Raw genomic sequence first — 24,495 nt, forward strand, 5'->3', positions numbered from 1 at the left:
CGCCCGCCAACGACAAGTGGGGGTGGCCCGGCAAGGCATGGAAGGGGTGGTGAATCGTCCTGGCTTACCAACCACCGCCCAGAGTCCGGAATGTCGCTACCGCCGCGCGGGCGTCGGCGGCGCGCACTTGGGCTTGCTGGTCGCGCGTGGCCAGTAAACGGCGTTCCTCATCCAACACCTCGAACAGGCTGACCGCGCCGCCGCGATAGGCTTCTTCCGACGTATCGCGCGCCTGAGTCTGCGCCGCCACCTGCACCTTCAGCTCGAGGCCCTGCGCCTCCAACTGGGTCAACGTGACGATGGCGTTTTCCACATCCTCGGTCGCGCGCAGCATGCTCTGCCGATAGCGCGCTAGCGCCTCGGCCTCGCCGCCCTTGGCCGCGGCCACTTCCGCATCCACCCGACCAAAGTCGAACAGGCGCCATCGCAACCCGGCGGCGGCCTGTGGCTGGAACGCGGCCGCCGTCAGCAGCTGGCCGCTGCTCAGACTGACGAAACCCAGTAGCGCCGACAGCGTCAGTTGCGGATAGTACTGGGCCGTCGCCGCGCCGATGCGGGCATTCGACGCCGCCAGGCGCCGCTCGGCGGCGATCACGTCCGGGCGGCGGCGCAGCAGTTGTGCCGGCCCTCGCGATGCGGCGATGGCCGGGACAGTGTAGCGCTCGACCGGCCGGGCCAGTTCGCTCGCATAGCTGCCGGGCGTCGCGCCCATCAGCACATCCAGGCGGTTGAGCTGGACCTCGCGTTCTATCGCCAGCGGCGGCAGGCTGGCACGAGTCTGTGCCAGTTGGGCCTCGGCCAGGGCCTGCTCGCGGCGCGTCGCCAAGCCGCCGGCCAAGCGCAGCTGCACCAGGTTCAGCAGGTGCGCGTCTGCGCTTCGGCCAGCGCGATGCGCTGCTGGGCCGCCCGCACCCGGAAGTAGGCGTCGGCCACCTCGGCCGCGATCGACACCCGCAGATCGAGCCGGTCTGCCTCCGCGGCCTGTGCCTCGGCATCGGCCGCCTCCGCCTGGCGCTTCAGCCCGCCGAACAAATCCGCCTCCCAGCTGGCGCCGGCGCCGATATCGTACAGGCTCTGGTTGCGCGAGTAGCCTGGAAAGGCGCTGGCGATCTTGCCGAGCGGACTCAGCAGCGACTGGTGCTCGCGCTGCGCGTCGGCGCCAAGGCTGGCCTCGGGCAGGCGCTGCGCACCGGCCTCGTCGGCAGCCGCGCGCGCCTGGGCGACCCGGGCAAGTGCCGCTTTCAGGTCGAGGTTCTGCGCCAGCGCCCGCCCGATCAGCCGGCTCAACACCGGATCGTCGAAGCCCTGTCACCAGCTATCGAGTGTCGGCGCCGCGCGCGTGGTCTGTCTGGCTGTCAGGGCCGGCGCATTGTGGTAGGCGGCCGGTTCGGCCAGGGGCGGGCGGTGGTAGTCGGGGCCGGCCGCGCAGCCTGCCAGGCTCAGCGCCAGGCTGCTCAGCAATAGCGAAGCGCCTCGCGGCGGGCGCACTGACTTGCTCATGATGCTTCCTTCTTGCTTGATTCGGATCGGTTGTCAGGCGCCGGCACGGCCCGGCAGTGCAGGGGCAACGGTGCGGCAGGGCACGACGAGCTTTGCCGTCATCGTCTGAACCACCTCGCCGTGCTGATTGAGCGTCTCGCTGCGCACGGTGACGATGCCACGCTCGGAGCGCGACCGCGACCGCACCACGTCCATCACTTCACTTTTCACCACTAACTCATCGCCCGGCCGGGTCGGCTTCGGCCAACTCACTTCGGCACCAGCGCCGACAATGCCGCCGGCGATCCGCAGCGGCCCGGTCACCAGCAACCTCATCGTGATCGCGGCGGTATGCCAGCCGCTGGCGGCCAGTCCGCCAAACAGTGTCGCGCTTGCCGCCTCGTCGTCGAGGTGGAACGGCTGCGGGTCGAACTGCGCGGCAAAGGTCGTAATCGCGTCAAGGTCGACCCGCTGTCGATCGCTGGTAAAGCGCTGGCCGATTTCGATGTCTTCCAGATAGAGCGGAACGAGACCGTAGGCGGTCTGGTTGGTGAGGTGCTGCGTCATGGTGCGGTCTCCTGTGCGTTCGTCGCGAAGGTCCAACTAGTTACTTGCATAAAGAAAGTGACGACAATATAGTAACTATCACGATGATAGTAAAAGGGTGGTGAGGCTTAGCGGACAGGCGGCGCGACCCACGGGCAGGGCCGTCCGCTAGGACGCCTGGCGGACAGGCAATCACAGCGTGTCCTCGTGGCACGAGACTGATGGAGCAAGACGAGATGAGCAGCAGCACCGTGGCAGAGCGGGACAACGGCGTCCCACAACGATTGGTCGACCGCAAGCTGCGCCTGAAGCGGCGCGCGATGCTGGCAGCGCTGATACTGGCCGGCATTGCTGCGGCGGGAGGTGGCTGGCACTGGTGGTCGGCAGGTCGTTATGTCGAAAGCACCGACGATGCCTATGTCGGCGGCGATGTCACCGTGGTCAGCCCGCGCGTGACCGGCTACATCGCCCAGGTGGCGGTGGTCGATAACCAGCAGGTAAAGGCGGGCGACGTGCTGCTGCGGCTGGACGATCGCGATTTTCGCGCCGCGCTTACCAAGGCCGAGGGGGCCGTAGCAGCGCAACGCGCCCTGATAGCCAATCTGGATGCTACCCGTGGCCTGCAACAAGCGATGATCGCCCAGGCCCGGGCCGGCATCGCCGCGACCGGCGCCGAAATCGCCCGTTCGCGCGACGACCAGTCCCGCTACCGTTCGCTGTCGGCCGACTCGGTGGTGTCGGTGCAGAGCACACAGAAGGTCGAGGCCGACTACAAACAGGCGCTGGCCGCCGGCCAGAAGGCCGAGGCCGAGCTGACCGCCTCGCAGCGCGAACTCGACGTGATCGCCACCCGCAGGCAGCAGGCCGAGGCCGCGCTGGCTCAGGCCTTGGCCGAACGCGACATCGCACGGCTCAATCTCGGCTACACGGTGCTGCGCGCGCCGATTGCCGGCACCATCGGAAACCGCCGCGCGCGGGCCGGCGCCTACGCCACCGCCGGCAACCAGCTCTTGTCCGTCGTGCCCGCAAAGGGTCTGTGGGTCGATGCCAACTTCAAGGAAGACCAGCTCGCCCGTTTCCGGCCGGGCCTGCCGGCCGTGGTCAAAGCCGACATCCTGCCCGGTAGAGTGTTCCACGGCCGCGTGGCCAGCATCGCCCCGGCCACCGGCGCCCAATTCAGCGTACTGCCGCCAGAAAACGCCACCGGCAACTTCACCAAGATCGTGCAGCGCGTGCCGGTGCGCATCCTGCTGAGCGATGCCGACGCCCGTCTCGGTGCCTTGCGCCCCGGCCTGTCTGTGACCGCCGAGGTCGATGTCCGGCCCGAGGAATAGACGCCATGAGCAACACTACTCTGATCAGTCCTGCAACGCCGACGGCACTCGCCAGCGACCCGCAGGCGATGGGCACGGCCACCAAAGTGTTCGCCTTTGCCTCGATGTGCGTAGGCATGTCTATCGCCTTGCTCGACATCCAGATCGTGTCGGCCTCGCTGCGCGACATCGGCGGCGGCCTGTCTGCCGGGGCCGACGAGACGGTGTGGGTGCAGACCAGTTATCTGATCGCCGAAATCATCGTCATCCCACTGTCGGGCTGGCTGTCCCGGGTGATGTCGACGCGCTGGCTGTTCTGCGTCTCGGCCGCCGGCTTCACCGTCTCCAGCCTGCTGTGTGGCGCCGCCTGGAACATCCAGAGCATGATCGTGTTCCGCGCGCTGCAGGGCTTTCTCGGTGGCTCGATGATCCCCGCCGTGTTCACCACCGCCTTCGTGTTCTTTGGTGGCCGGCAACGAGTGATCGCCGCCGCCACCATCGGCGCCATCGCCTCGCTTGCGCCAACGCTGGGGCCGGCGGTCGGCGGTTGGATCACCGACCACTATTCCTGGCACTGGCTGTTCTTCATCAACCTGCTGCCGGGCCTGTTCGTAACGGTGGTCGTGCCGTTGCAGGTGCGCATCGACACGCCGGACTGGAGTCTGCTGCGCGGCGCCGATTACCCGGGCATGTTGCTGATGGCGCTGTTTCTCGGCTGCCTGGAATACGCGTTGGAAGAGGGGCCGCGCTACGACTGGCTGAGCGACGACGTCATCCTCACCACCGCCTGGGTGTCCGGCTTGTCAGGCATCGCCTTCGTCTGGCGCAGCCTCGCTCGTGCGCATCCGGTGGTCGACTTGCGTGCGCTGAAAGACCGCAACTTCGCGCTCGGTTGCTTCTTTTCCTTCGTCACCGGGGTCGGCATCTTCGCGACCATTTACTAACCTTTCAGCTTGTAGCGTCATTTTGACCAGCTTTACAACGTGTACAAAATCAGCATGTTACAAAACACTGGAAGTGACATTACTAGTGAAAACCTTAGTATCTCACGCCGCTGTTCCTCGGCCGGGTGCGCGGCTACAGCGCGCTGGAGATCGGCACGGCGGTGTTCTCCACCGGCGTGTTCCAGATCCTGGCGATTCCGGTCTACGCCTTCTTCGCCAACCGGGTCGATCTGCGCTGGCTGATGATGTTTGGCCTCGCCTGTTTCGCGCTGTCGATGTGGGAATTTGCACCGATTACCCACGACTGGGGCGCGGTACAGCTGCTGCCGCAGGCGCTGCGCGGCATCGGCCAGCAGTTCGCCGTGCCGCCCACGGTGACGCTGACCCTGGGCGGACTGGCACCGGCACGACTGAAGCTGGCCTCCGGCCTGTTCAACCTGATGCGCAACCTAGGCGGTGCTATTGGCATCGCGCTGTGCGCGACGCTGCTGAACGACCGTACCAACCAGCATTTCCTGCGCCTGGCCGAACACCTGCGCCCCGGCAACGAAGCGATGGAGCAGTTGCAGCAGAGTCTCATCAACGGTGCCGCTTTCGGCGGCGACACACTGGCCACCCAGGGCATGGTGCTGCGCCAGCTATGGAGCCTGGCGATGCGCGAGGCGCAGACCATGGCGTACGCCGACTGTTTTCTTGCCATCATGGTGGGCTTTGCCGTCGCCACCCTGATGGTGCCCCTGATGCGCAAGGTAACGGCGCCGACCGGCCCGTCCAGCGATGCGCATTGAGCGCCGCCAGCAAAACGCCCTTGGCGTTGTTATGCGGCCTTGTCGTACTGCTTGTACTGTCTGCGGCGGCATGCCTAGCCAAGGCCGCTTCGCTGCGTTTTGTTAGCGGCTCTGCATCGCAGCCGTTCTTAATCAGGAGTCACACCATGAAAGTCCAAGCATCCGTCGCTCTCGTCGCCGGCGCCAACCGCGGCCTCGGTCTCGCCATCGTTAAGACTCTCCAAGCCCGTGGTGCCAAGAAAATCTACGCCGGCGTGCGCGACCCGGCTGGCTTTGACCTGCCGGGCGTGATTCCGGTGAAACTTGACGTGACTAACCCCGAAGACATAGCCGCGGCCGCTGCCAAGCTCGGTGACGTCAACTTGCTGGTCAACAACGCGGGCATCGCCGAGGTTGGTACCTTCCTGGCGCCGGACGCCATCGAGGCGACGCGCCATGTGTTCGAGACCAACTTCTATGGCCCGGTGGCCTTGAGCCAGGCTTTTGCGCCGATTCTGGCGCGCAACGGCGGTGGCGCCATTGTCAATGTGTTGTCGGTAGTCAGCTGGGTCGGCTCCACCATTCTGGCCCCGTATGCCGCTACCAAGGCGGCGCTGTGGAGCTTCACCAACTCGTTGCGGCTGGAAGTGGCAGAGCAGCACACACAGGTGCTGGGCCTGCATGTGGGCTTCATGGACACCGACCTGACCCGTGGTTTCGACACCGAGAAGATCAGCCCGGACGCGGTGGCGAGCCAGTTGCTGGACGGGCTGGAGGCCGGGCAGGGAGAAGTGCTGGCCGACGAGGTCACCCGAGCGGTCAAGCATGGCCTGTCAGCCGAACCGGGCATCTATCTGTCGACCTTGCCACGCTGATCGCGGCGATTCCCGGTGCCGGGCCATTGCGGCGCCGGGAACCCTCGCCGTATAGTTACTATCATAGTGATAGTAGTGATTTGTCAGGACAGCCACCATGCAACGTAAGAGTTTCGGACATATGCAGTGCCCCATCGCCCGCAGCCTGGAGCGGGTCGGCGAGTGGTGGAGCATCCTCATCCTGCGCGATGCCTTCTACGGCCTGACCCGCTTCGACGAATTCCAGAAGAGCCTCGACATCGCGCCGAACATGCTGACCCGCCGCCTGAATGCGCTGGTCGAAGCAGGTCTGCTGGAAAAACACCGCTACTGCGAGCGGCCGCCACGCTACGAATACCTGCTGACCGAGCGCGGCCGCGACTTCCGCCCTGTGCTGCTGGCTCTGCTGGCCTGGGGCAACCGCCACTTCGCCCCGGAAGGAGAAAGTGTGCTGCTGGTCGATAATGAGACCGGCGAGCGGGCCGAGCCGATCCTGGTCGATGAGCGCACCGGTCAGCCGATCCGTGAGGGGCGGCATGTGATTGGCGCCGGTCCGGCGGCGGGCGGGGCGATCAAGCGGCGCGTCGCGCTGGCTGCGGAGCGCCAGAATGGCAGTGATTAAGCGCCGCTAACTAAACTCAGCGAAGCGGCCTGGTCAGACGTGCGGCTGTAAGTGCAGGCAGCACGGTAAGGCCGCATAACGACGCCAAGGGGGTGGACAGGTCGGTCGTCGTAATCGTTGGTGGTCGCTGGCGGCAAAGCCGAGGGGGCCCGGTATCGCTGCCCTGGTCGGGGCGCCAAGCAGTCGAGGCCGCTGCCCGCTGGCATTTGCTTTGGAGTGCATTGGTGAGGAGGGTAGTGAGCTTGGCGCAGGTAGGAAGCGATTCGCTGACGGCCCGGTGTTATGCTGACGGCCAGGCAAATCAGGAAGTGCGGTGCATGTCTTTATGTATCTTGTTTGGATCGGCTGGCTTTATTTCGTCGTGATGTTCTCGGTGGCGCAGGGGAGTGTGGATCGCGGCGTTCTGATGTTTATGCTTCTCGGTGTACTTCCGACCCTGTTTATGAGCTGGGTGTTGCGCCAGCGGCGGCGCAATCGCCTTGCGCGGGTGTCGGAGAGTCAAGACGGGCACGGTAAAGCTTGAGCCGATGCGGCTGGCAATGCTAGAATCTTGCGCTCCCCAAATTTCGGGGAGGTAAATCGCACATTCGCGCTAAAGGGTGCCCGGCGACGGGTTCTTGCGCGAATGGAGGCATAACCCTTTAAAGGAATACCTAGATGACTACTGCAGTGACCATGCGTCAAATGCTGGAAGCCGGCGTTCACTTCGGCCACCAAACCCGTTTCTGGAACCCGAAAATGTCCAAGTACATTTTCGGTGCTCGCAACAAGATTCACATCATCAACCTGGAAAAGACCCTGCCGCTGTTCGTTGAAGCGCAGGAGTACGTACGCCGTCTGGCCGCGAACAAGGGCACCATCCTGTTCGTTGGCACCAAGCGTCAGGCTCGTGAAATCGTGCGCGAAGAAGCGTCGCGTGCAGGTGTTCCGTTCGTTGACCACCGCTGGCTCGGCGGCATGCTGACCAACTACAAGACGGTCAAGCAGTCGATCAAGCGTCTGGAAGAGAAAAGCGCTCTTCTGGAAGCCGCTGGCGAGACTGGTTACAACAAGAAAGAAATGCTGGATCTGCAGCGTGAAGTAGAGAAGCTGAATCGCAGCCTGGGCGGTATCAAGGACATGAAGGGCCTGCCGGACGCCATCTTCATCATCGATACTGGCTACCAGAAGGGTACCGTTGTTGAAGCGCAGAAACTGGGTATCCCGGTTATCGGCGTTGTCGACACCAACAACAACCCGGACGGTATCGCTTACGTGATCCCGGGTAACGACGACTCCAGTCGCGCTATCCGTCTGTACGCTCGCGGCATGGCCGACGCGATCCTCGAAGGTCGCGCTCAGTCGCTGCAAGAGATCGTTGCCGCCGCCGAGCCGGCCGCTGATGCCGAGTAAGCAGGCAAAAGGGGCGTAAGCCCCTTTTTTTGGCCCGCTTATTCCTACACACGCTTGAATCAAGGAGTCCCAAACATGGCGGAAATCACCGCAAAAATGGTAGCCGACCTGCGCGCAGCGACCGGTCTTGGCATGATGGAATGTAAGAAAGCCCTGGTGGAAGCCGAAGGCGACCTGGCCAAGGCCGAAGAAATCCTGCGTATCAAGTCCGGCAACAAAGCCTCCAAGATGGCCGGCCGTACCGCTGCCGAAGGCGTGGTGGCTGCGTTCGTTGAAGGCGGCGTGGGCGCCCTGGTTGAAATCAACTGCGAAACCGACTTCGTTGCCAAGGACGAAACCTTCCTGGGTTTTGCTCGTTCCGTGGCTGAAGCCGTGGTCAAGGCCAACCCGGCCGACGTGGCTGTGCTGAGCGAAGTGAAGACCGCTTCGGGCGAAACCGTTGAAGAAGTGCGCAAGGCCGTGATCGCCAAGCTGGGCGAAAACATGAACGTGCGTCGCTTCGTTCGCTACGAAACCGAAGGCGCCATTGCCACCTACCTGCACGGCAGCAAGATCGGCGTGATCGTCGACTTCGCCGGCGGCGACGAACAACTGGGCAAGGACATCGCCATGCACGTTGCGGCTTCCAAGCCGATTTGCGTGTCGAAGGACCAGGTTCCGGCCGAGACCCTCGAGAGCGAGCGCAAGATCTACACCGCTCAGGCTGCCGAATCCGGCAAGCCGGCTGATATCGTTGCCAAGATGGTGGAAGGTCGCGTCAACAAGTTCCTGGCCGAAGTAACCCTGCTGGGCCAGCCGTTCGTGAAGAACCCGGACGTGACCGTTGAGAAGCTGCTGGCTGAGAAATCGGCCAAGGTGAACGCGTTCTCCATGATCGTGGTGGGCGAAGGCATCGAGAAAGCTGTGGTAGATTACGCCGCTGAAGTGGCTGCTGCTGCCAAGCTGTAAGCAATACCCCTGTAGTACCCATAACGGCACCCTGAGTTTCAGGGTGCCGTTTTGCAAGTGAACATCCCCCCCGAATTACCGCGCACACGAGGTCACCATGAGCCAAACTCCCGCCTATAAACGTATCTTGCTGAAGCTTTCCGGCGAAGCCCTGATGGGTGATGACAGCTATGGCATCAACCGAGTCACGATCGAGCAGATCGTGGCTCAGATCAAGGAAGTGGTGGACTTGGGTGTGCAGGTCGGCGTCGTTATCGGCGGCGGCAACATCTTCCGTGGCGTGGCGCCAGCGGCGGCTGGCATGGATCGTGCCACGGCCGACTATATGGGCATGATGGCCACCGTCATGAATGCGTTGGCGCTCAAGGACGCCATGACCAAAGCCGGCCTCATCGCGCGGGTGCAGTCGGCTCTGACCATGCAGCAGATCGCCGAGCCCTATGTGCGCGGCAAGGCGATGCAATACCTTGAAGAGGGCAAAGTTGTGGTATTCGCCGCCGGGACCGGGAACCCGTTCTTTACCACCGACACCGCTGCAGCGCTGCGCGGCATGGAAATGAACGTGGATATCATGCTGAAGGCCACCAAGGTCGACGGCGTCTACACGGATGATCCGAAGAAGAACCCGGATGCTGTGCGTTACCAGACTCTGACCTTCGATGAGGCGATTGGCCGTAACCTGAAAGTGATGGATGCGACTGCATTTGCGTTGTGTCGCGACCAGCAGCTCAACATCAAAGTGTTCAGCATCTTTAAGAATGGCGCGCTAAAACGGGTCGTGCTTGGCGAAGACGAAGGCACGCTGGTACACTATTAAATTACTTAATACCCGGGCGGAAACGGTCTATCTCCGTTTCCGCCTTGTTTTTCCAGAATACCGATCCGTGGAGTTGTCATGATCAACGAAGTGAAGAAAACGGCTGAGCAAAAAATGCAGAAGTCGCTTGAGGCGTTCAAGGCAGACCTCACCAAGATCCGTACCGGACGCGCTCACACCGGTATCCTCGATCACGTGCAAGTCGATTACTACGGTAACCCGACCCCGATCAACCAGGTCGCCAACGTGACCCTGATCGATGCGCGCACCATCGGCGTGCAGCCGTGGGAAAAGCCGATGCTGGCCAAGATCGAAAAAGCGATTCGCGACTCTGATCTCGGTCTGAACCCGGCCTCCGTTGGCGATGTTATCCGCGTGCCGATGCCGATGCTGACTGAAGAACGCCGCAAGGAAATGATCAAGCTGGTGCGTAGCGAGGCCGAAGGCGCCCGCGTGGCCATCCGCAACATCCGCCGCGATGCCAACAACGACTTCAAGAACCTGCTGAAAGACAAGGCGATCACCGAAGATGACGATCGCCGTGCTCAGGACGACGTGCAAAAGCTGACCGACAAGGCCATCGCCGAAGTCGACAAGCTGCTGGCAGCCAAAGAAACCGAATTGATGGCGGTTTAAGGAGCTCGGTTTGTTCGGAAGCTCGACTCAGACGGTACCCGAGGCAAAGAGGGTGCCGCGCCACGTGGCCATTATCATGGACGGTAATGGCCGCTGGGCGAAAAAGCGTTTTCTGCCACGCGTCGCAGGCCACAAACGTGGCTTCGAGGCTGTGCGGGAAACCGTCAAGGCCTGCAGCGAACTGGGGGTGGAGTTTCTGACCCTGTTCGCGTTTTCCACCGAAAACTGGCGTCGGCCGGCGGACGAAGTGTCGTTCCTGATGGAAATGTTCCTGCGCGCGCTGGAGAACGAGGTGGTCCGACTGGGGCGTAACAATATCCGCCTGAAAGTCATCGGCTCGCGTGAGCGTTTTCCGGCCGGCATTGCCGAACGGATTGCTGCCGCAGAGGCGAGCACCGCGGCGAATACGGGCCTGACGCTGACCATTGCCGCCGATTACGGTGGCCGCTGGGATGTCATGCAGGCAGCCAACCAGTTGCTGGCCGAGGGCTGCACCGAACTGACCGAGGATGCGCTCAGCAGCCGCCTGTCGATGGCGTACGCTCCGGAGCCGGATCTCTTCATCCGTACCGGCGGCGAGGTGCGCATCAGCAACTTCCTGCTCTGGCAGCTTGCCTACACCGAGCTGCACTTCACCGATCTGCTCTGGCCGGACTTCGGGCCAGCCGCGCTTGATCAAGCCATTTCCTCCTACCAAAGCCGTGAGCGTCGTTTCGGCCGGACCAGCGAACAGCTGCCGGATAGCGAGCGCCGCAGCTGATTCTTCATGCTAAGAACCCGTGTTCTGACTGCGCTTGTCCTGCTGCCGCTGATTCTGGCGGCTTTGTTCCGCTTTCCACCTCTCGCCTGGGCCGGCTTCACCGCGTTGATCGCGGGCCTGGCTCTCTGGGAGTACGCCCGGATGGCGGGCATGCAGGCCGCTGCCAAGTGGTCCTACCTACTCGCCAGCGCCGTGCTGGCCGGTGCTGCCTGGAAGCTCGACTACCGAATGGGGCTGGTCGAGCATGTGGCCGTGCTGGCATTCTGGCTGGTACTTGCTCCATTGTGGCTGGTGAAACGCTGGAAGCTGAAAGAGGGTCTGCTCGTCAGGCTCTTGGGCTGGCTGCTGATGTTTCCTGCCTGGTTCGCGATGATCGACTGGCGGCCTGTGCCTCAGGCTGGGGTGCAGCTGCTGGCATTGATGGCGCTGGTCTGGGTGGCCGATATCGCCGCTTACTTTGCCGGCAAGGCCTTTGGCCGTCGCAAGCTGGCGCCGGCGATCAGCCCGGGCAAGAGCTGGGAGGGTGTTTTCGGCGCGGTGGTGGCCGTGGCACTCTACAGCGTGGTGGTCAACCATTTGGGCTGGGTGCCGTTTTCCATTAGCGATTGGCTGCTGCTGCCTGTGGCCGTGGCGCTGACTGCGGTCAGTGTCGTCGGCGATCTGCTCGAATCGTGGTTCAAGCGTAGCGCCGGCATCAAAGACAGCAGTGCACTGTTGCCGGGGCATGGCGGGGTGTACGATCGTATTGATAGCTTGATCGCCGTATTGGCAGTTGCCAACGCGCTGTCTGCACTGGTTCGCTTCTAGAAAGCATTCATGAAACCGCAAGGAATCACTCTGCTCGGGGCGACCGGCAGCATCGGCGTCAATACGCTCGATGTCATCGCCAGGCACCCCGACCGTTATCGTGTCGTAGCGCTGACTTGTCATCGTCAGACTGATCGTCTGTTTGAGCAGTGCCTCGCGTTCGCTCCGGCAATCGCCGTGGTCGCCGATGCCGCTGCGGCTGATGCACTCGGTGCCAGGCTAGCCGAAGCGGGTAGCCGCACCGAGGTCTGGTACGGGCCGGAGGCGCTCGAAGCAGTAGCCCGCCTGCCAGAGGTCGATATGGTGATGGCGGCCATCGTTGGCGCTGCTGGCCTCAGACCTACCTTGGCAGCGGCGCAGGCCGGCAAGCGGGTCCTGCTTGCCAACAAAGAGGCACTGGTCGTTTCCGGTCGCCTGTTCATCGATGCGGTACGCAGCGGCGGCGCCGAGCTGCTGCCGGTGGACAGCGAGCACAACGCGATCTTCCAGTCCCTGCCGCGCGATTATGCCGGTGATCTTGATGCCTCGGGCGTGCGCAAGCTGGTTTTGACCGCCTCAGGTGGTCCGTTCCGCTCGCTGTCGCTTGATGCAATGCGCAACGTCAGTGCCGACGATGCCTGCCACCATCCGAACTGGGTGATGGGACGTAAGATCTCGGTGGACTCGGCCACGCTAATGAACAAGGGCCTGGAGGTCATCGAGGCGCACTGGCTGTTCAATGCGCCGGCCGAGCGGATAGACGTGGTTGTGCACCCGCAAAGCGTGATCCATTCGATGGTCCAGTATCGCGACGGTTCGGTGGTGGCGCAGCTCGGCTCGCCCGACATGCGTACACCGATCGCCTACGCGATGTCATGGCCTGAGCGCATCGACTCCGGCGTGGCTTCTCTCGATTTTATGGCCTTGTCTGGTCTCAGCTTCGAAGCGCCTGATCTGCAGCGCTTCCCTTGCTTGAAGCTGGCGTTTGATGCGCTGGCGACCGGTGGCGATGCGCCGGCGGTGCTCAATGCCGCCAACGAAGTGGCGGTGGCAGCCTTCCTGGAGGGGCGAATCGGTTTCCTCGATATTGCCAGGGTGGTGGCCGATACGCTGGATAGTGTCTCGCTGTCGGCGAGCTCTGATCTTGACTCCCTTCTTTTGCGCGACGCAGAGGCGCGCGCCTTTGCCAGGAGCTGTATCGTTACATGATCACACTGCTCGCCTTCATCGTCGCCATTGGCGTTCTGGTTACCATCCATGAACTGGGGCATTACGTCATGGCCCGTTGCTGCGGGGTGAAGGTGCTGCGGTTCTCAATCGGCTTCGGCAGACCCCTCATCACGATCCGGCGCGGTGAAACCGATTGGACCATCTGTCCGATTCCGCTCGGGGGCTATGTGCGTATGCTCGACGAGCGCGAAGGCAGGGTCGAGCCCGCCGAGCGTCATTTGGCCTTCAATACTCAATCGGTCTGGAAACGGATCGCCATCGTCGTCGCCGGGCCGGTTGCCAACCTTCTGCTGGCAGTATTGCTCTATTGGGGGGTGCTGTTCAGTGGCGTGATTCTGGTCAAGCCTTGGGTCGGTACCGTGGTGCCTCAGTCGATAGCGGAGCAGTCCGGCTTCCGATCCGGCGACAAGCTGCTGTCGGTGAACGACTCGCCTGTCAGCGACTGGCAGGGGGCGCGAATGGCGATCGTCGAGCAGTTGGCAGGCGACGGTCGAGCCCGAGTTGGCGTAACGACGTCGTCCGGTGGCCGTGCCGAGCGCCTTATCGATCTCAACGCAAGACCCAAGGAACTCGATGAGGCGTTGTCCGACGGAAACCTGGGATTGATGCCGCAGCGCTATCTCACACAGATCGGGGCGCTGGAAGAGGGCGGTGCAGCGGAGAAGGCCGGCATGCGCGTCGGCGATCGCCTGCTATCGGCCGATGGTAAGCCGTTGGCCGGTTGGGAATCGTGGGTTACGTTGATCTACAACAGCCCAGGCAAAACACTGAAGGTCGAGGTTCTGCGGGATGGCATGCCAAAAGTGCTGGCGGTGCGACCGACTAGCATTGACCATAACGGTGAGCTGATCGGGCGTATCGGCGCGGCGCCGAAGGCAGACGATGCCTGGAACGGGCAGCTGAAGTATCAACATCGTGATGGGTTCTTTACCGCTGCTCGACACGCGTTCGTTCGTACCTGGGAAACCGCTTGGCTCAGCCTGAAGTTCGTCGGCCGCATGTTAAGTGGCACGGCTTCAGTGAACCATCTGTCCGGACCGCTGACTATTGCAGATGTCGCGGGTCAGACGGCCCGGATCGGCCTGGCATCCTATCTCGAGTTTCTGGCGCTGATCAGTATCAGCATTGGCGTGCTTAATCTGTTACCAATACCGGTTCTGGATGGTGGGCACTTAATGTATTATGTCGCGGAGCTGATCAGGGGGCGTCCACTGAGCGAACGCGCTCAGCTACTCGGGCAAAAGATCGGTTTCGCACTATTGGCCATGATTATGGCCGTGGCTTTGCTCAACGATTTCAGCCGCCTGTTTGGGGGTTAAGTACTTACTTATGCGAATCAAATTTCTTGTCGCCGCTGTTGCGGGATTGTCTCTTTCCGCTGCAGCGTGGGCAGTTAATCCGTTTGTAATTAAGGATATCCGGGTAGAAGGTCTGCAACGTACCGAACCGGGCACCGTATTCAACTACCTGCCGATGAAGGTCGGTGACACTTTCACCGATGCCAAAGCGCAGCAGGCGATCAAGGCACTGTTCGACACTGGCTTCTTCGACGATGTGCGCGTCGAATCGGAAGGCCAGAACGTGATCCTGACTGTCATTGAGCGTCCGGTGATCACGCAGCTGACGATCAACGGTTCGCGCGAACTGGACAAGGAACAGATCAAGAAGTCGCTGAAGAGCAATGGTTTTGCCGAATCGCGAGTATTCGACCAGTCGCTGCTCGATCAGGCGGTCCAGGCGCTTAAGCGTGAATACTTCAGCCGGGGCAAGTACTCGGTCGAGATCACGCCCAGCGTAACCAAGCTGGAGCGTAACCGTGTCGCGGTTACGCTCGACATCACCGAAGGTGTCACCGCCAAGATCAAGGAAATTCGCATTGTTGGGGCCAAAGCCTTTTCGCAGAGCGAGCTGCTTGACCAGTTTTCCTTGACCGAAGGTGACTGGTTGTCGTGGATTACCAAGGACAACCAGTATTCGAAACAGAAGCTGCAGGGCGACCTGGAGAAGCTTAAGGCTTTCTACCAGAACCAGGGTTATCTCGAGTTCAATATCGACTCGACCCAAGTGTCGATCAGTCCGGACAAGGAATCGGTCTACCTGACGGTGAACGTCAATGAAGGCAAACGCTTCACTGTCGGCGACCTGAAGTTCGGCGGTGATCTCAAAGTGCCGGAAAATGAGCTGCGCAAGTTACTGACGATCAAGAGTGGCGAAGTATTCAACCGCGAAAAGATCAATGAGTCTGTGACTGCGATCAGCGACCGACTCGGCAACGATGGTTATGCATTTGCCAACGTCAACGCGGTACCGGAGCTTGACCGCGAGCATGACAAGGCCTCGTTTACCTTTTTCATCGATCCGGGCCGCAAGACCTACGTACGCAAGATCAACATCACCGGTAATACGAAGACCCGCGACGAGGTAATCAGGCGCGAGATGCGTCAAGTCGAAGGTGCTCCGTACGCGGCAGACAAGGTGAAGCGTTCCAAGGAGCGGGCTCAGTTGCTCGGCTATTTCGAAGACGTCAATATCGAGACGCCAGCAGCACCTGACACCCCAGACCAGGTCGATATGAACGTGGCGGTGAAAGAGCGCCCCACCGGTAGCATTTCGGCCGGTGTCGGCTTTGTGCAGGGGGAGGGTCTGCAGCTTTCGGCTAACGTGTCACAGTCTAATATTTTCGGTTCGGGCAAGGCGGCGACCATTGGCTTCTCCACTGGAAAGGCGAACAAATATGCCAATATTTCGTTCACCGACCCGTACTTCACACCGGATGGCGTCAGCATCGGCTACGACCTGTATTACAAGGTCTACGACCCCAATCAGATCAACCTGAGTGCATATAAGACCAATACACTGGGCGGGGCGGTACGTTTCGGCGTGCCAATCACCGAGCACGACACCATCAATTACAGCATCGGTGCTGAAAACACCGATGTGACGACGTACTCCAATAGTCCGCAGCGCTACATCGACTTCGTCAATAAGTACGGCAACCGTAATACTACGCTGCTTGGTACCGTAGGCTGGTCGCGTGATACGCGTGATAGTGCTCTGTGGCCGACCCGCGGCGGTGTGTTGCGTACCAGCCTCGATAGTGGCCTGCCGGGTGGGGACATCCAGTACTACCGCTTAACCGGTCAGGATACTTGGTACTTCCCGCTGTCGAAGACCTTTACGCTGATGCTGAACGGCGAGGCAGGCTTCGTGAATGGTTATGGTAATACGCCGGATGTACCGTTCTTCCAGAACTTCTACATCGGTGGTATCGGCTCGGTGCGTGGCTTCGATAACGGCAGCATCGGTCCGAAGGATACCAACGGTGACTATCTGGGCGGCACCCGCAAGGCAGTCGCCAATGCCGAAGTACTGTTCCCGTTCCCGGGCATGAAGGACAGCAAGTCTGTGCGCGCCAGCGTTTTCGCCGATGCCGGCTCGCTGTGGGATAATAAAACCCCAGGCAGCAGCATTGGTTCTGAAGTCCGTTATTCTACGGGCGCCGCGGTGACTTGGCTTTCTCCGGTCGGCCCGATGAAGTTCAGTTATGCCGTGCCGTTGAAGAAGCAGGAAGGCGACAAACTGCAGCGCTTCCAGTTCCAGCTGGGTTCGGTGTTCTGATTTAGGAGGTTGTCATGAGGTTTGCTTTTGCTGGTGCCGGTCTGCTGGTGGCTGCGCTGGCGGCCCTGCCGTCGGCTGCCTCCGCGGCAGATTTCAAGCTTGGCTACATCAACACCGAGCGTATTTTCCGCGAGGCGGCACCGGCCGTGGCGATCCAGAAGAAACTGGAGAAGGAGTTTGCGCCCCGTCGCGACGAGCTGAAGAAGATGGAAGCGCGGGCCAAGGAGCTGGAAACGCAGTTGTCGCGCAGTAACCTGCCTGTCGATGATCGCAAAAAGTATGACCGCGAGTATGCCAGCTTGGACCGAGATTACCGGGCTCGTGCGCGCGAGATGGCCGAAGACTACAATCAGCGGCGTAATGAAGAGTTCGCGTCGGTTCAGGAGCGGGCCAACCGTATCGTCAAGCAGATCGCCGAGAAGGACCAGTACGATCTGATCCTGCAGGACTCGGTATATGTGAATCCGAAATACGACCTGACCAGTCGTATCTTGAAAGAACTCGACAAGTAACCGTTTCACCGGATTAAGGGAGAAGCCGACCCCCGGTCGGCTTTATTTTTGATGGCATATACCCTGTCTGAGATCGTCGCCAGGCTCGGCGGCGAATATCGCGGTGCCGATGTGGTGGTCGATCGGCTTGCGCCGCTTGATAGCGCATCGGATCGCGAACTGAGTTTTGTATCGAACGCTAAGTACCGCAAGCAGGTGGAGGACACCGGCGCGACGGCGCTAATCGTGGCACCGGACCTTGTGGATCTGGCCGGTGAGCGGTCACTGATTGTCACCGACGATCCCTACCTGTACTTCGCGCGAGTCGCGGCCCTGTTTCATCCAGCACCGAAGGCGGTCGCTGGTAGACATTCGAGCGCGGTGGTGGGCGAGGGCAGCATCATCGGCGAGGGCAGCGAACTGCGCGAGCATGTCAGCATTGGCCACAACGTCATCATCGGCGCGCGCTGCCGCTTGATGCCGGGGGCCGTCGTCGGTGACGACTGTGTGCTTGGCGACGATGTAACGCTGTATCCGAATGTGACGCTGTACCACGGTTGCGTCCTCGGTTCGCGAGTCACCGTGCATTCTGGTGCGGTAATCGGCGCCGATGGCTTCGGCCTCGCCTGGGCGAAGGACCACTGGTTCAAGATTCCACAGACCGGCCGGGTGGTGATCGCGGACGACGTTGAGATCGGCGCCAATACGACTGTTGATCGAGGTGCACTGGCCGACACGGTAATCGCAAACGGCGCCAAGATCGACAACCTGGTGCAGGTGGCGCACAACGTGCAGATCGGTGCGCATACTGCGATCGCCGGCTGCGTTGGCATCGCCGGCAGCACCAAGATTGGCGCTTACTGCACCATCGGGGGGGCGGCGATGTTCGTCGGCCATGTCGATATCGCCGACAAGACCTTCATCGGCGGTGGCACGTTGGTTTCCAAATCGATCAAGACGCCGGGGCATTACGCCTCGTCTTTCCCGCTGTCCCTTCATAAGGACTGGGTCAGCAATGCGGTGCATCTGCGCCATCTGGATGATATGGCCAAGCGACTCAAAAACCTTGAGCGCGAACTGGCCGACCTGAAAAATAAAGAGGAAAAAAATCATGACTGAAGCGGTAAACATCGACGTGCGCGAGATCATGAGCTACGTGCCGCACCGCTACCCGTTCCTGCTGGTCGATCGTGTGGTCGAGTTCGAGGCGGATAAGCGCCTGAAGGCCATCAAGAACGTTACAATCAACGAGCCGTTCTTCATGGGCCACTTTGAGAACTATCCGGTAATGCCGGGCGTACTGATTATCGAAGCGCTGGCGCAGGCGTCGGGCATCCTGTCGATCAAGAGTCTGGGTGGTCGCGCCGAGAACGAGATTTACTTCTTCGTCGGCATCGACAATGCTCGTTTCAAGCGCCAAGTGGTGCCGGGTGACCAGCTGGTGCTGGAAGTCGAGCTGCTGCAGCAGAAGCGCGGCATTGCCAAGTACGCCGCCAAGGCGCTCGTCGACGGCCAAGTGGCCTGCGAAGCCGAGATCATGTGCGCCAAACGGGAGGTGTAACGATGGCGATTCATTCGACGGCGGTAGTCGATCCGCGTGCGGAGTTGGCGGACGACGTCGAGGTCGGTGCGTATTCGATCATCGGCCCGAATGTGAAGATCGATTCCGGTACCTGGATCGGTCCTCACGTGGTGGTCGAAGGGCATACGACCATCGGCAAGGACAACCGGATCTTCCAGTTCTGCTCGATGGGCGCGATCCCACAAGACAAGAAGTACGCCGGTGAACCGACACGCTTGGAGATCGGCGACCGTAACACCATCCGTGAGTTCTGCACGTTTAACCTCGGCACTGCTCAGGATGCCGGTGTGACCAGCGTCGGCGACGACAACTGGATCATGGCTTATGTGCATCTTGCGCATGACTGCCGGGTCGGCAACAACACCATCTTCGCGAACAATGCGTCGCTGGCCGGTCATGTCACCATCGAAGACTGGGTGATCCTCGGCGGCTTCTCGACCGTGCACCAGTTCTGCGTGGTGGGCAAGCATGCGATGCTGGCGTTTACCGCGGCGGTGGCGCAGGACGTGCCGCCGTACGTGATGGCGGCGGGCAACCGCGCAGTGCCGGCCGGCATCAACAGCGAAGGCCTGAAGCGTCGCGGCTTCACGCCGGAGGCGATTCGTAACATCAAGAACGCCTACAAGACGCTGTATCGCCAGGGCCTGAGCTATGACGATGCCAAGGCGGCGATCATCGCGCAGGCGGCCGATCATGAAGAGCTGCAGCTGTTCGTCGACTTTTTCGCCAAATCGCAACGGGGTGTGATCCGCTAAATCATGGCCGAAACGTTGTTTCGCAAGCCGGGCGCGCTGAAGGTCGCGATGGTCGCAGGGGAGGCGTCCGGCGATATGCTGGGCGCCCACCTGATCAGCGCGATCCGTGCGCGTCACCCGAATGTCGAGTTCGCCGGTATCGGCGGGCCGCGTATGGAAGCGCAGGGCTTTACAAGCCAGGTGCAGCAGGAAAAACTGGCCGTGCGAGGCTATTGGGAGGTGATCCGGAACCTGGCCGAGCTGCTCGGTATCCGCCGGCGTCTCAAATCGTCGCTGTTGGCCGAAAAGCCAGATGTGTTCATCGGCGTTGATGCGCCGGACTTCAATCTGGCGCTGGAAGGGGCCCTGAAGCGTTCGGGTATCCCGACCGTACACTATGTCAGCCCGTCAGTGTACGCATGGCGTGCCGAGCGCGTGCACAAGATCGGCAAGATGGTGAATCGGGTGCTGTGCCTGTTCCCGATGGAGCCGCCGCTGTATCAGGCGGCCGGCGTGCCGGTTAGTTTCGTCGGCCACCCGCTGGCGAGCGAAATTCCTCTCGCGCCGGACAAGCGGGCGATGCGGGAAAAGCTTGGGCTGCCCAAGGACGGGCCGGTGTTCGCGTTGTTGCCTGGCAGCCGGGTCAGCGAGCTGGACTTCATGGCGCCGGTGTATATCGAAACGGCCCGCCTGCTGCTTGAGAAATATCCGGATGCTCAGTTCCTGGTGCCCTTGGCGACCCGAGCCACCCGCGATCGCTTCGATGCGCTGTTGACCAAGCATGACGGCTGGGAGCTGCCGATACGCAAGATGATCGGCCACGCCCAGATGGCGATGATCGCCAGCGACGTGGTGCTGGTGACCAGTGGTACCGCGACGCTCGAGGTGGCCTTGACCAAGCGGCCGATGGTGATCAGCTACAAAATTTCGGCAATGACTTACCGGATGGTCAAGCGCAAGCTCAAGGTGCCATACGTTGGCCTGCCCAATATTCTGCTCGGCGAAAAGCTGGTGCCGGAGTTACTGCAGCTCGACGCAACGCCCGAGAAGCTGGCCGCTGAGCTGGATCGGATCTATCAGGACAACGACTACCAGGCGATGTTAGCCGAGCGTTTCACCCGCTTGCACCATGAGCTGAAGCAGGACACCGCGGCGCTTGCCGCCGACGCTGTGCTGGCGGAGGCCCGATGCTGATCGCCGGCGTTGACGAGGCGGGGCGGGGCCCACTTGCCGGAGCGGTATTCGCAGCGGCCGTGATTCTCGATCCGGCCCGGCCGATTGTAGGCTTGGCCGACTCGAAGAAACTGTCCGAAGCGAAGCGTGATGAGTTGGCGCCGCTGATCAAGGAGCGGGCGCTCGCCTGGTGCATTGCTAGCGCGTCTGTCGAGGAAATCGACCGGCTTAACATCCTGCATGCGACGATGTTGGCAATGAGCCGCGCAGTGGAAGGTCTGGCGGTAAGGCCGGACGAGGTACTGATCGACGGCAACCGGGTGCCGAAGCAGATTACACTACCGGCACGTGCCATCGTTAAGGGCGACGCGCTGGAGCCAGCGATCTCGGCTGCATCGATTCTAGCCAAGACCGCGCGAGATGCAGAATTGGTCGCGCTCGATGCCCGTTTTCCGCAATACGGTTTCGCACGCCACAAAGGCTACCCGACTGCCGAACATCTGGCGGCAATTGCCGCCCACGGAGTGCTTGCAGAGCACCGCAAGAGCTTCGGGCCAGTCAAGCAATGGCTGGCAGCCCACCAGGGCGAGCTGTTCTAGCCTGATATCGATGCGCGCAGATCGCATGGAACTCTGACAAGGTTGGCCGAAGCGGTGCATTTGCACCCCTGCCAACCTTTTTTACGCCTATGACTGCCAAATGTTGCTTCCCTCCGGTGGTGAACGATTCTACCCGCTTGCTGATCCTCGGCTCCTTGCCGGGCGATGCTTCGCTCGTCGCCGCTCGCTACTACGCGCACCCGCGCAACCAATTCTGGCGTCTGCTCGAAGCGGTGCTGGGTGTTGCGCTGGTCGACTGCGATTACGATGAACGTCTGCAGCGCTTGCTCGAAAATGGCGTCGGTCTGTGGGATGTGGTCGGGCAGGCGGCACGTCGCGGTAGTCTCGATACCGCCTTGCGCGATATCACCTACAACAACCTGACCGAACTGGTCGGGAGATTGCCGGCTCTACAAGCGGTTGCTTTCAACGGCCAGACTGCCGCACGAGGCCGGCGCCAACTGCTCGACTGGGACGGTGACCTCGTAATATTGCCGTCGTCGAGCCCAGCGCACACGATGGCGTTCGAGACGAAACTGGCCGAATGGCGAGCACTGGTGCATTACCTGCCGGACGCGCCCGCTCTGCTAGACTGCAACATCCATCTTGGAGAACACGACTGATGCAGGTGATAGGATTCGCCGGCTACTCGGGCAGCGGTAAGACCACGCTGCTTGAAAAGATGATTCCGCGTCTCGTCGCCGCAGGCCTCGATGTGGCGGTGGTCAAGCACACCCATCACGATGTCGACTGGGACGTACCTGGCAAAGACAGCTACCGCCATCGTCAGGCTGGGGCCCGCCAAGTGATGCTCGCGGCCGGCCAGCGCAGACTGCTGGTCGAGACGTTGCCGGGAAGCAACGATCTATCGCTCGCCGATCATGTGGCGCGACTGGCACCGTGTGATCTGGTGTTGGCCGAGGGGTTCAAGCATGCGCCGGTGCCGAAAATCGAGGTGATCAACCATGCATTGGGTTCGCCCCGACTGTTTCCCGACGATCCCATGGTGATCGCCGTGGTTGCCGATGGGCCGGTCGACACCTCGTTACCGTATTTCCAGCGCGACGATGTCGACGCGCTGTGCCAATTTTTACTCGATTATCTGAATCGCCATGTCGAACACTTTCCTCTCCGTTGATCAGGCCCGCGCCTGGTTGCTAGAACGAGCCCGCCCCCTGGCTGGTTCTGAGTCCGTCGAACTGCTCGCTGCGGCCGGTCGAGTGTTGGCCGAAGCAGTGACGGCGACGTTGAACGTACCGCCTCACGACAATAGTGCAATGGACGGCTACGCCTTGCGCTTGGCCGACTTCGGTCAGGCATTGCCGGTGAGCCAGCGCGTCCCGGCCGGCAGCGTGCCGACGCCATTGCAGGCGGGCACCGTTGCGCGCATCTTCACCGGTGCGCCGATCCCGCTGGGGGCGGACGCTGTCATCATGCAGGAGCAGGCCGAGGTACTGGAGGATGGCCGCGTGCTGCTGTCCGGCAACCCGGAGATGGGTCAGAACATTCGTCTGGCCGGCGAGGATATCGCTGACGGGCAGGTAGTGCTGAAGGCCGGTCAACGACTGGGACCAGCCGACCTCGGGCTTGCTGCTTCGCTCGGCATCGCCAAGCTGGCCGTACGCCGGGCGCTGACTGTCGCTGCATTCTTTACTGGTGACGAGCTGACTGAGCCGGGCCAGCCGCTCTCCGCAGGCAAGATCTACAACTCGAACCGCTATTGGCTGGTCACTTCGCTGACCGCGCTTGGCTGCCGGGTAATCGATCTTGGCATTATCCCAGATAACCTCGCTGCGACGCGCGTGGCGCTCGCCAAGGCCGCCAGCGAGGCCGATGTGATCATCACCTGCGGCGGCGTATCGGTCGGCGAGGAAGATCATGTCAAAGCAGCGGTCGAGGCAGAAGGCGAGTTGACGCTGTGGAAGATCGCAATGAAGCCCGGCAAGCCGCTCGCCTACGGCCGGATTGGTGCTGCCGATTTCATCGGCTTGCCGGGCAATCCGGTGTCCGGTTTCGTTACGTTCGAGGTGTTGGTAAAGGCGTTCCTGGCGGCCCGCCAGGGCGGGGAAGCTGCCAAGGTCGTGGCGACCGAACGCCTGCCGGCCGCGTTCCACTGGGACAAGCCCGACACCCGGCGCGAGGAGTTCGTGCGGGTGCGTCGCGAGCTGGTCGACGGCCATCTGCAACTGGTCACATACCCGAACCAAGGGTCTGGCGTGCTGATGTCGTGCGCATGGGCCGAGGGGCTGGTGCGATTGGCACCAGGTCAACGGGTGAGCCCGGGCGAACTGCTCGACTTTCTGCCGCTGACGCGCGGGTGATGCCAACCGTACGCTTTATCCGTTCGGCCGACCTTGTGGTCGTTGCCGAAGTCGAGGCGGAGTCGGGTGACAACCTGACCGATCTTGCTCGCTTTCACGAGGTGCCGATGCCGTGGCGCTGCGGTCAGGGCACCTGCGGTACCTGTCTAGTGCGGCTCGAGCACGACGGCCAGCTTCAACCACTGGCAATGCGGGGCATTGAGCGCAATGTGCTGAAACGCATCCATGGCATCGATGCTGTCGAGGTGGACGATAGTCCGCAGACTCCGCGGCTGGCGTGCCACGTCACGGTCGGTGACGTACCGCTGACGGTGTGGCTGGACCCACACTCGATGGCATAGGAAACCCGGCGACAGCCGTAATGCCGTTCACTTAGCGGATCGAACCTGTTTGATTGGGTAACGGGACGGCAGCTTTTTCACCACGCGGGGGCATTCACGCCCCCGCCGTTGTTTCGGTAGCAGCAACTCCCCGAGGCGTTCCCGCAGACGCAGCAAGCGCGCCGGCAAGGTGCCGGGGCTGCTGATCGCCAGCCAGCTCCACTCATAGCGCAAATAATGCAGCGCTGTCGTAAAGCGAAGATCGGTCGGCGCAACCCCCACTTCCCGCGCGATCTCAGCCATCTCCAGTCGGACCAGGTTGTAGGCCAAGAGCGTCCCCCACACTTCCTGTCGGACGGTCTCCGGAGTGCCACTGCGTAACGTCAATTCGTCCCCCAACATGTCCTGCTTCAGCTCGCGGTAGCTGGTCTCGATGTGCCAGCGTTCCTGGTATTGCGCCGCGATCTCCTTGGCCGGCCACGCCTTGGTATCCAGCAAGGAGGTCAACAAGATGCGCCGGCGCCCATGCCGAGACACCGTTTCGATGGCCCGCGCTTCCCAGT

Annotated in this window: 30 protein-coding genes; 25 read left to right on the top strand and 5 right to left on the bottom strand. The window is 61.7% G+C overall.

Annotated features, from left to right (window positions below; genetic code table 11):
- Window positions 1-64 precede the first annotated feature (64 nt).
- From QU481_RS10700 to QU481_RS10715, 4 genes are read right to left on the bottom strand one after another with little or no spacing between them, the layout of a single operon-like run.
- On the bottom strand, window positions 65-850 hold the full coding sequence (locus QU481_RS10700) for a TolC family protein (RefSeq protein WP_289829968.1): 786 nt from the start codon (window positions 848-850) through the stop codon (window positions 65-67).
- A gap of 5 nt (window positions 851-855) precedes the next feature.
- The gene (locus tag QU481_RS10705) at window positions 856-1,287 is read right to left on the bottom strand and encodes a TolC family protein (RefSeq protein ID WP_289829969.1); all 432 of its coding nucleotides are present in this window, start codon (window positions 1,285-1,287) and stop codon (window positions 856-858) included.
- A gap of 21 nt (window positions 1,288-1,308) precedes the next feature.
- The gene (locus QU481_RS10710; RefSeq protein ID WP_289829970.1) at window positions 1,309-1,500 is read right to left on the bottom strand and encodes a hypothetical protein; all 192 of its coding nucleotides are present in this window, start codon (window positions 1,498-1,500) and stop codon (window positions 1,309-1,311) included.
- A gap of 33 nt (window positions 1,501-1,533) precedes the next feature.
- Window positions 1,534-2,046 carry a MaoC family dehydratase gene (locus tag QU481_RS10715; RefSeq protein ID WP_289829971.1) on the bottom strand — a complete coding sequence of 171 codons (513 nt, stop codon included), beginning with the start codon at window positions 2,044-2,046 and terminating at the stop codon, window positions 1,534-1,536.
- Between the two features lie 215 nt (window positions 2,047-2,261).
- On the opposite strand from QU481_RS10715, the gene QU481_RS10720 reads away from it, so the two are divergent.
- From QU481_RS10720 to QU481_RS10840, 25 genes are all read left to right on the top strand, one after another.
- Window positions 2,262-3,359 (top strand): HlyD family secretion protein, encoded by a 1,098-nt coding sequence (locus QU481_RS10720; RefSeq protein WP_289829972.1) that lies wholly within the window; start codon window positions 2,262-2,264, stop codon window positions 3,357-3,359.
- 5 nt (window positions 3,360-3,364) lie between these two features.
- Window positions 3,365-4,282, top strand: a complete 918-nt coding sequence (locus QU481_RS10725) for a DHA2 family efflux MFS transporter permease subunit (RefSeq protein ID WP_289829973.1) — start codon at window positions 3,365-3,367, stop codon at window positions 4,280-4,282.
- 110 nt (window positions 4,283-4,392) lie between these two features.
- Complete coding sequence (locus QU481_RS10730; RefSeq protein WP_289829999.1) at window positions 4,393-5,070, top strand: MFS transporter; 678 nt, start codon at window positions 4,393-4,395, stop codon at window positions 5,068-5,070.
- A gap of 146 nt (window positions 5,071-5,216) precedes the next feature.
- Complete coding sequence (locus QU481_RS10735) at window positions 5,217-5,924, top strand: SDR family oxidoreductase (RefSeq protein ID WP_289829974.1); 708 nt, start codon at window positions 5,217-5,219, stop codon at window positions 5,922-5,924.
- A gap of 97 nt (window positions 5,925-6,021) precedes the next feature.
- The gene (locus QU481_RS10740; RefSeq protein WP_289829975.1) at window positions 6,022-6,525 is read left to right on the top strand and encodes a winged helix-turn-helix transcriptional regulator; all 504 of its coding nucleotides are present in this window, start codon (window positions 6,022-6,024) and stop codon (window positions 6,523-6,525) included.
- Between the two features lie 313 nt (window positions 6,526-6,838).
- Window positions 6,839-7,048: a hypothetical protein gene (locus QU481_RS10745; RefSeq protein WP_289829976.1), complete on the top strand. Its 210-nt coding sequence runs from the start codon at window positions 6,839-6,841 to the stop codon at window positions 7,046-7,048.
- 134 nt (window positions 7,049-7,182) lie between these two features.
- The gene (gene rpsB / locus QU481_RS10750) at window positions 7,183-7,917 is read left to right on the top strand and encodes a 30S ribosomal protein S2 (protein WP_289829977.1); all 735 of its coding nucleotides are present in this window, start codon (window positions 7,183-7,185) and stop codon (window positions 7,915-7,917) included.
- Between the two features lie 75 nt (window positions 7,918-7,992).
- Complete coding sequence (tsf, locus tag QU481_RS10755; protein ID WP_289829978.1) at window positions 7,993-8,865, top strand: translation elongation factor Ts; 873 nt, start codon at window positions 7,993-7,995, stop codon at window positions 8,863-8,865.
- Window positions 8,866-8,962: 97 nt separating this feature from the next.
- The gene (gene pyrH / locus QU481_RS10760) at window positions 8,963-9,682 is read left to right on the top strand and encodes a UMP kinase (RefSeq protein WP_289829979.1); all 720 of its coding nucleotides are present in this window, start codon (window positions 8,963-8,965) and stop codon (window positions 9,680-9,682) included.
- A gap of 78 nt (window positions 9,683-9,760) precedes the next feature.
- The gene (gene frr / locus QU481_RS10765; protein WP_289829980.1) at window positions 9,761-10,318 is read left to right on the top strand and encodes a ribosome recycling factor; all 558 of its coding nucleotides are present in this window, start codon (window positions 9,761-9,763) and stop codon (window positions 10,316-10,318) included.
- Window positions 10,319-10,328: 10 nt separating this feature from the next.
- Window positions 10,329-11,078: a polyprenyl diphosphate synthase gene (gene uppS / locus QU481_RS10770; RefSeq protein ID WP_289829981.1), complete on the top strand. Its 750-nt coding sequence runs from the start codon at window positions 10,329-10,331 to the stop codon at window positions 11,076-11,078.
- Between the two features lie 6 nt (window positions 11,079-11,084).
- Window positions 11,085-11,885, top strand: coding sequence for a phosphatidate cytidylyltransferase (locus tag QU481_RS10775; protein ID WP_289829982.1), 801 nt, complete (start codon window positions 11,085-11,087; stop codon window positions 11,883-11,885).
- Window positions 11,886-11,894: 9 nt separating this feature from the next.
- On the top strand, window positions 11,895-13,073 hold the full coding sequence (ispC, locus tag QU481_RS10780) for a 1-deoxy-D-xylulose-5-phosphate reductoisomerase (RefSeq protein ID WP_289829983.1): 1,179 nt from the start codon (window positions 11,895-11,897) through the stop codon (window positions 13,071-13,073).
- Window positions 13,070-14,413 (top strand): RIP metalloprotease RseP, encoded by a 1,344-nt coding sequence (gene rseP / locus QU481_RS10785; RefSeq protein ID WP_289829985.1) that lies wholly within the window; start codon window positions 13,070-13,072, stop codon window positions 14,411-14,413. The genes ispC and rseP overlap by 4 nt, the downstream gene beginning before the upstream one ends.
- Window positions 14,414-14,423: 10 nt before the next feature.
- On the top strand, window positions 14,424-16,712 hold the full coding sequence (gene bamA / locus QU481_RS10790) for an outer membrane protein assembly factor BamA (RefSeq protein WP_289829987.1): 2,289 nt from the start codon (window positions 14,424-14,426) through the stop codon (window positions 16,710-16,712).
- A gap of 14 nt (window positions 16,713-16,726) precedes the next feature.
- On the top strand, window positions 16,727-17,224 hold the full coding sequence (locus tag QU481_RS10795) for an OmpH/Skp family outer membrane protein (RefSeq protein ID WP_289829988.1): 498 nt from the start codon (window positions 16,727-16,729) through the stop codon (window positions 17,222-17,224).
- A 51-nt stretch (window positions 17,225-17,275) separates the two neighbouring features.
- Entirely contained in the window at window positions 17,276-18,322 is a 1,047-nt protein-coding gene (gene lpxD, locus QU481_RS10800) for a UDP-3-O-(3-hydroxymyristoyl)glucosamine N-acyltransferase (RefSeq protein WP_289829989.1), read from the top strand.
- Window positions 18,315-18,764 carry a 3-hydroxyacyl-ACP dehydratase FabZ gene (fabZ, locus tag QU481_RS10805; RefSeq protein ID WP_289829990.1) on the top strand — a complete coding sequence of 150 codons (450 nt, stop codon included), beginning with the start codon at window positions 18,315-18,317 and terminating at the stop codon, window positions 18,762-18,764. Before lpxD ends, fabZ begins: the two co-directional genes overlap by 8 nt.
- A gap of 2 nt (window positions 18,765-18,766) precedes the next feature.
- Complete coding sequence (lpxA, locus tag QU481_RS10810; RefSeq protein ID WP_289829991.1) at window positions 18,767-19,540, top strand: acyl-ACP--UDP-N-acetylglucosamine O-acyltransferase; 774 nt, start codon at window positions 18,767-18,769, stop codon at window positions 19,538-19,540.
- A 3-nt stretch (window positions 19,541-19,543) separates the two neighbouring features.
- A complete protein-coding gene (gene lpxB / locus QU481_RS10815) occupies window positions 19,544-20,713 on the top strand; it encodes a lipid-A-disaccharide synthase (RefSeq protein ID WP_289829992.1) in 1,170 nt (389 codons plus the stop codon).
- Window positions 20,707-21,291 (top strand): ribonuclease HII, encoded by a 585-nt coding sequence (rnhB, locus tag QU481_RS10820; protein ID WP_289829993.1) that lies wholly within the window; start codon window positions 20,707-20,709, stop codon window positions 21,289-21,291. The genes lpxB and rnhB overlap by 7 nt, the downstream gene beginning before the upstream one ends.
- Window positions 21,292-21,410: 119 nt before the next feature.
- The gene (locus QU481_RS10825; RefSeq protein WP_346432429.1) at window positions 21,411-21,914 is read left to right on the top strand and encodes a DNA-deoxyinosine glycosylase; all 504 of its coding nucleotides are present in this window, start codon (window positions 21,411-21,413) and stop codon (window positions 21,912-21,914) included.
- Window positions 21,914-22,429, top strand: a complete 516-nt coding sequence (gene mobB / locus QU481_RS10830) for a molybdopterin-guanine dinucleotide biosynthesis protein B (RefSeq protein ID WP_289829995.1) — start codon at window positions 21,914-21,916, stop codon at window positions 22,427-22,429. Before QU481_RS10825 ends, mobB begins: the two co-directional genes overlap by 1 nt.
- Window positions 22,404-23,612: a molybdopterin molybdotransferase MoeA gene (locus QU481_RS10835; RefSeq protein WP_289829996.1), complete on the top strand. Its 1,209-nt coding sequence runs from the start codon at window positions 22,404-22,406 to the stop codon at window positions 23,610-23,612. The genes mobB and QU481_RS10835 overlap by 26 nt, the downstream gene beginning before the upstream one ends.
- The gene (locus QU481_RS10840) at window positions 23,612-23,953 is read left to right on the top strand and encodes a 2Fe-2S iron-sulfur cluster-binding protein (RefSeq protein WP_289829997.1); all 342 of its coding nucleotides are present in this window, start codon (window positions 23,612-23,614) and stop codon (window positions 23,951-23,953) included. Before QU481_RS10835 ends, QU481_RS10840 begins: the two co-directional genes overlap by 1 nt.
- Window positions 23,954-23,980: 27 nt before the next feature.
- Here the strand turns inward: QU481_RS10840 and QU481_RS10845 are convergent.
- On the bottom strand, window positions 23,981-24,495 hold a 515-nt coding region (locus QU481_RS10845), incomplete at its 5' end, for a transposase (protein WP_289829998.1).

It is taken from the genome of Crenobacter oryzisoli (genome assembly GCF_030385785.1).
GTDB classification, from domain to species: domain Bacteria; phylum Pseudomonadota; class Gammaproteobacteria; order Burkholderiales; family Chromobacteriaceae; genus Crenobacter_A; species Crenobacter_A oryzisoli.

Excerpts from the sequence above, each read along its gene's own strand:
- QU481_RS10710 (WP_289829970.1), bottom strand. The coding sequence starts at position 1,500 with ATGAGCAAGTCAGTGCGCCCGCCGCGAGGCGCTTCGCTATTGCTGAGC.
- QU481_RS10715 (WP_289829971.1), bottom strand. The coding sequence starts at position 2,046 with ATGACGCAGCACCTCACCAACCAGACCGCCTACGGTCTCGTTCCGCTC.
- QU481_RS10720 (WP_289829972.1), top strand. The coding sequence starts at position 2,262 with ATGAGCAGCAGCACCGTGGCAGAGCGGGACAACGGCGTCCCACAACGA.
- QU481_RS10725 (WP_289829973.1), top strand. The coding sequence starts at position 3,365 with ATGAGCAACACTACTCTGATCAGTCCTGCAACGCCGACGGCACTCGCC.
- QU481_RS10735 (WP_289829974.1), top strand. The coding sequence starts at position 5,217 with ATGAAAGTCCAAGCATCCGTCGCTCTCGTCGCCGGCGCCAACCGCGGC.
- QU481_RS10740 (WP_289829975.1), top strand. The coding sequence starts at position 6,022 with ATGCAACGTAAGAGTTTCGGACATATGCAGTGCCCCATCGCCCGCAGC.
- rpsB (WP_289829977.1), top strand. The coding sequence starts at position 7,183 with ATGACTACTGCAGTGACCATGCGTCAAATGCTGGAAGCCGGCGTTCAC.
- tsf (WP_289829978.1), top strand. The coding sequence starts at position 7,993 with ATGGCGGAAATCACCGCAAAAATGGTAGCCGACCTGCGCGCAGCGACC.
- pyrH (WP_289829979.1), top strand. The coding sequence starts at position 8,963 with ATGAGCCAAACTCCCGCCTATAAACGTATCTTGCTGAAGCTTTCCGGC.
- frr (WP_289829980.1), top strand. The coding sequence starts at position 9,761 with ATGATCAACGAAGTGAAGAAAACGGCTGAGCAAAAAATGCAGAAGTCG.
- QU481_RS10775 (WP_289829982.1), top strand. The coding sequence starts at position 11,085 with ATGCTAAGAACCCGTGTTCTGACTGCGCTTGTCCTGCTGCCGCTGATT.
- ispC (WP_289829983.1), top strand. The coding sequence starts at position 11,895 with ATGAAACCGCAAGGAATCACTCTGCTCGGGGCGACCGGCAGCATCGGC.
- rseP (WP_289829985.1), top strand. The coding sequence starts at position 13,070 with ATGATCACACTGCTCGCCTTCATCGTCGCCATTGGCGTTCTGGTTACC.
- bamA (WP_289829987.1), top strand. The coding sequence starts at position 14,424 with ATGCGAATCAAATTTCTTGTCGCCGCTGTTGCGGGATTGTCTCTTTCC.
- QU481_RS10795 (WP_289829988.1), top strand. The coding sequence starts at position 16,727 with ATGAGGTTTGCTTTTGCTGGTGCCGGTCTGCTGGTGGCTGCGCTGGCG.
- lpxD (WP_289829989.1), top strand. The coding sequence starts at position 17,276 with ATGGCATATACCCTGTCTGAGATCGTCGCCAGGCTCGGCGGCGAATAT.
- fabZ (WP_289829990.1), top strand. The coding sequence starts at position 18,315 with ATGACTGAAGCGGTAAACATCGACGTGCGCGAGATCATGAGCTACGTG.
- lpxA (WP_289829991.1), top strand. The coding sequence starts at position 18,767 with ATGGCGATTCATTCGACGGCGGTAGTCGATCCGCGTGCGGAGTTGGCG.
- lpxB (WP_289829992.1), top strand. The coding sequence starts at position 19,544 with ATGGCCGAAACGTTGTTTCGCAAGCCGGGCGCGCTGAAGGTCGCGATG.
- rnhB (WP_289829993.1), top strand. The coding sequence starts at position 20,707 with ATGCTGATCGCCGGCGTTGACGAGGCGGGGCGGGGCCCACTTGCCGGA.
- mobB (WP_289829995.1), top strand. The coding sequence starts at position 21,914 with ATGCAGGTGATAGGATTCGCCGGCTACTCGGGCAGCGGTAAGACCACG.
- QU481_RS10835 (WP_289829996.1), top strand. The coding sequence starts at position 22,404 with ATGTCGAACACTTTCCTCTCCGTTGATCAGGCCCGCGCCTGGTTGCTA.
- QU481_RS10840 (WP_289829997.1), top strand. The coding sequence starts at position 23,612 with ATGCCAACCGTACGCTTTATCCGTTCGGCCGACCTTGTGGTCGTTGCC.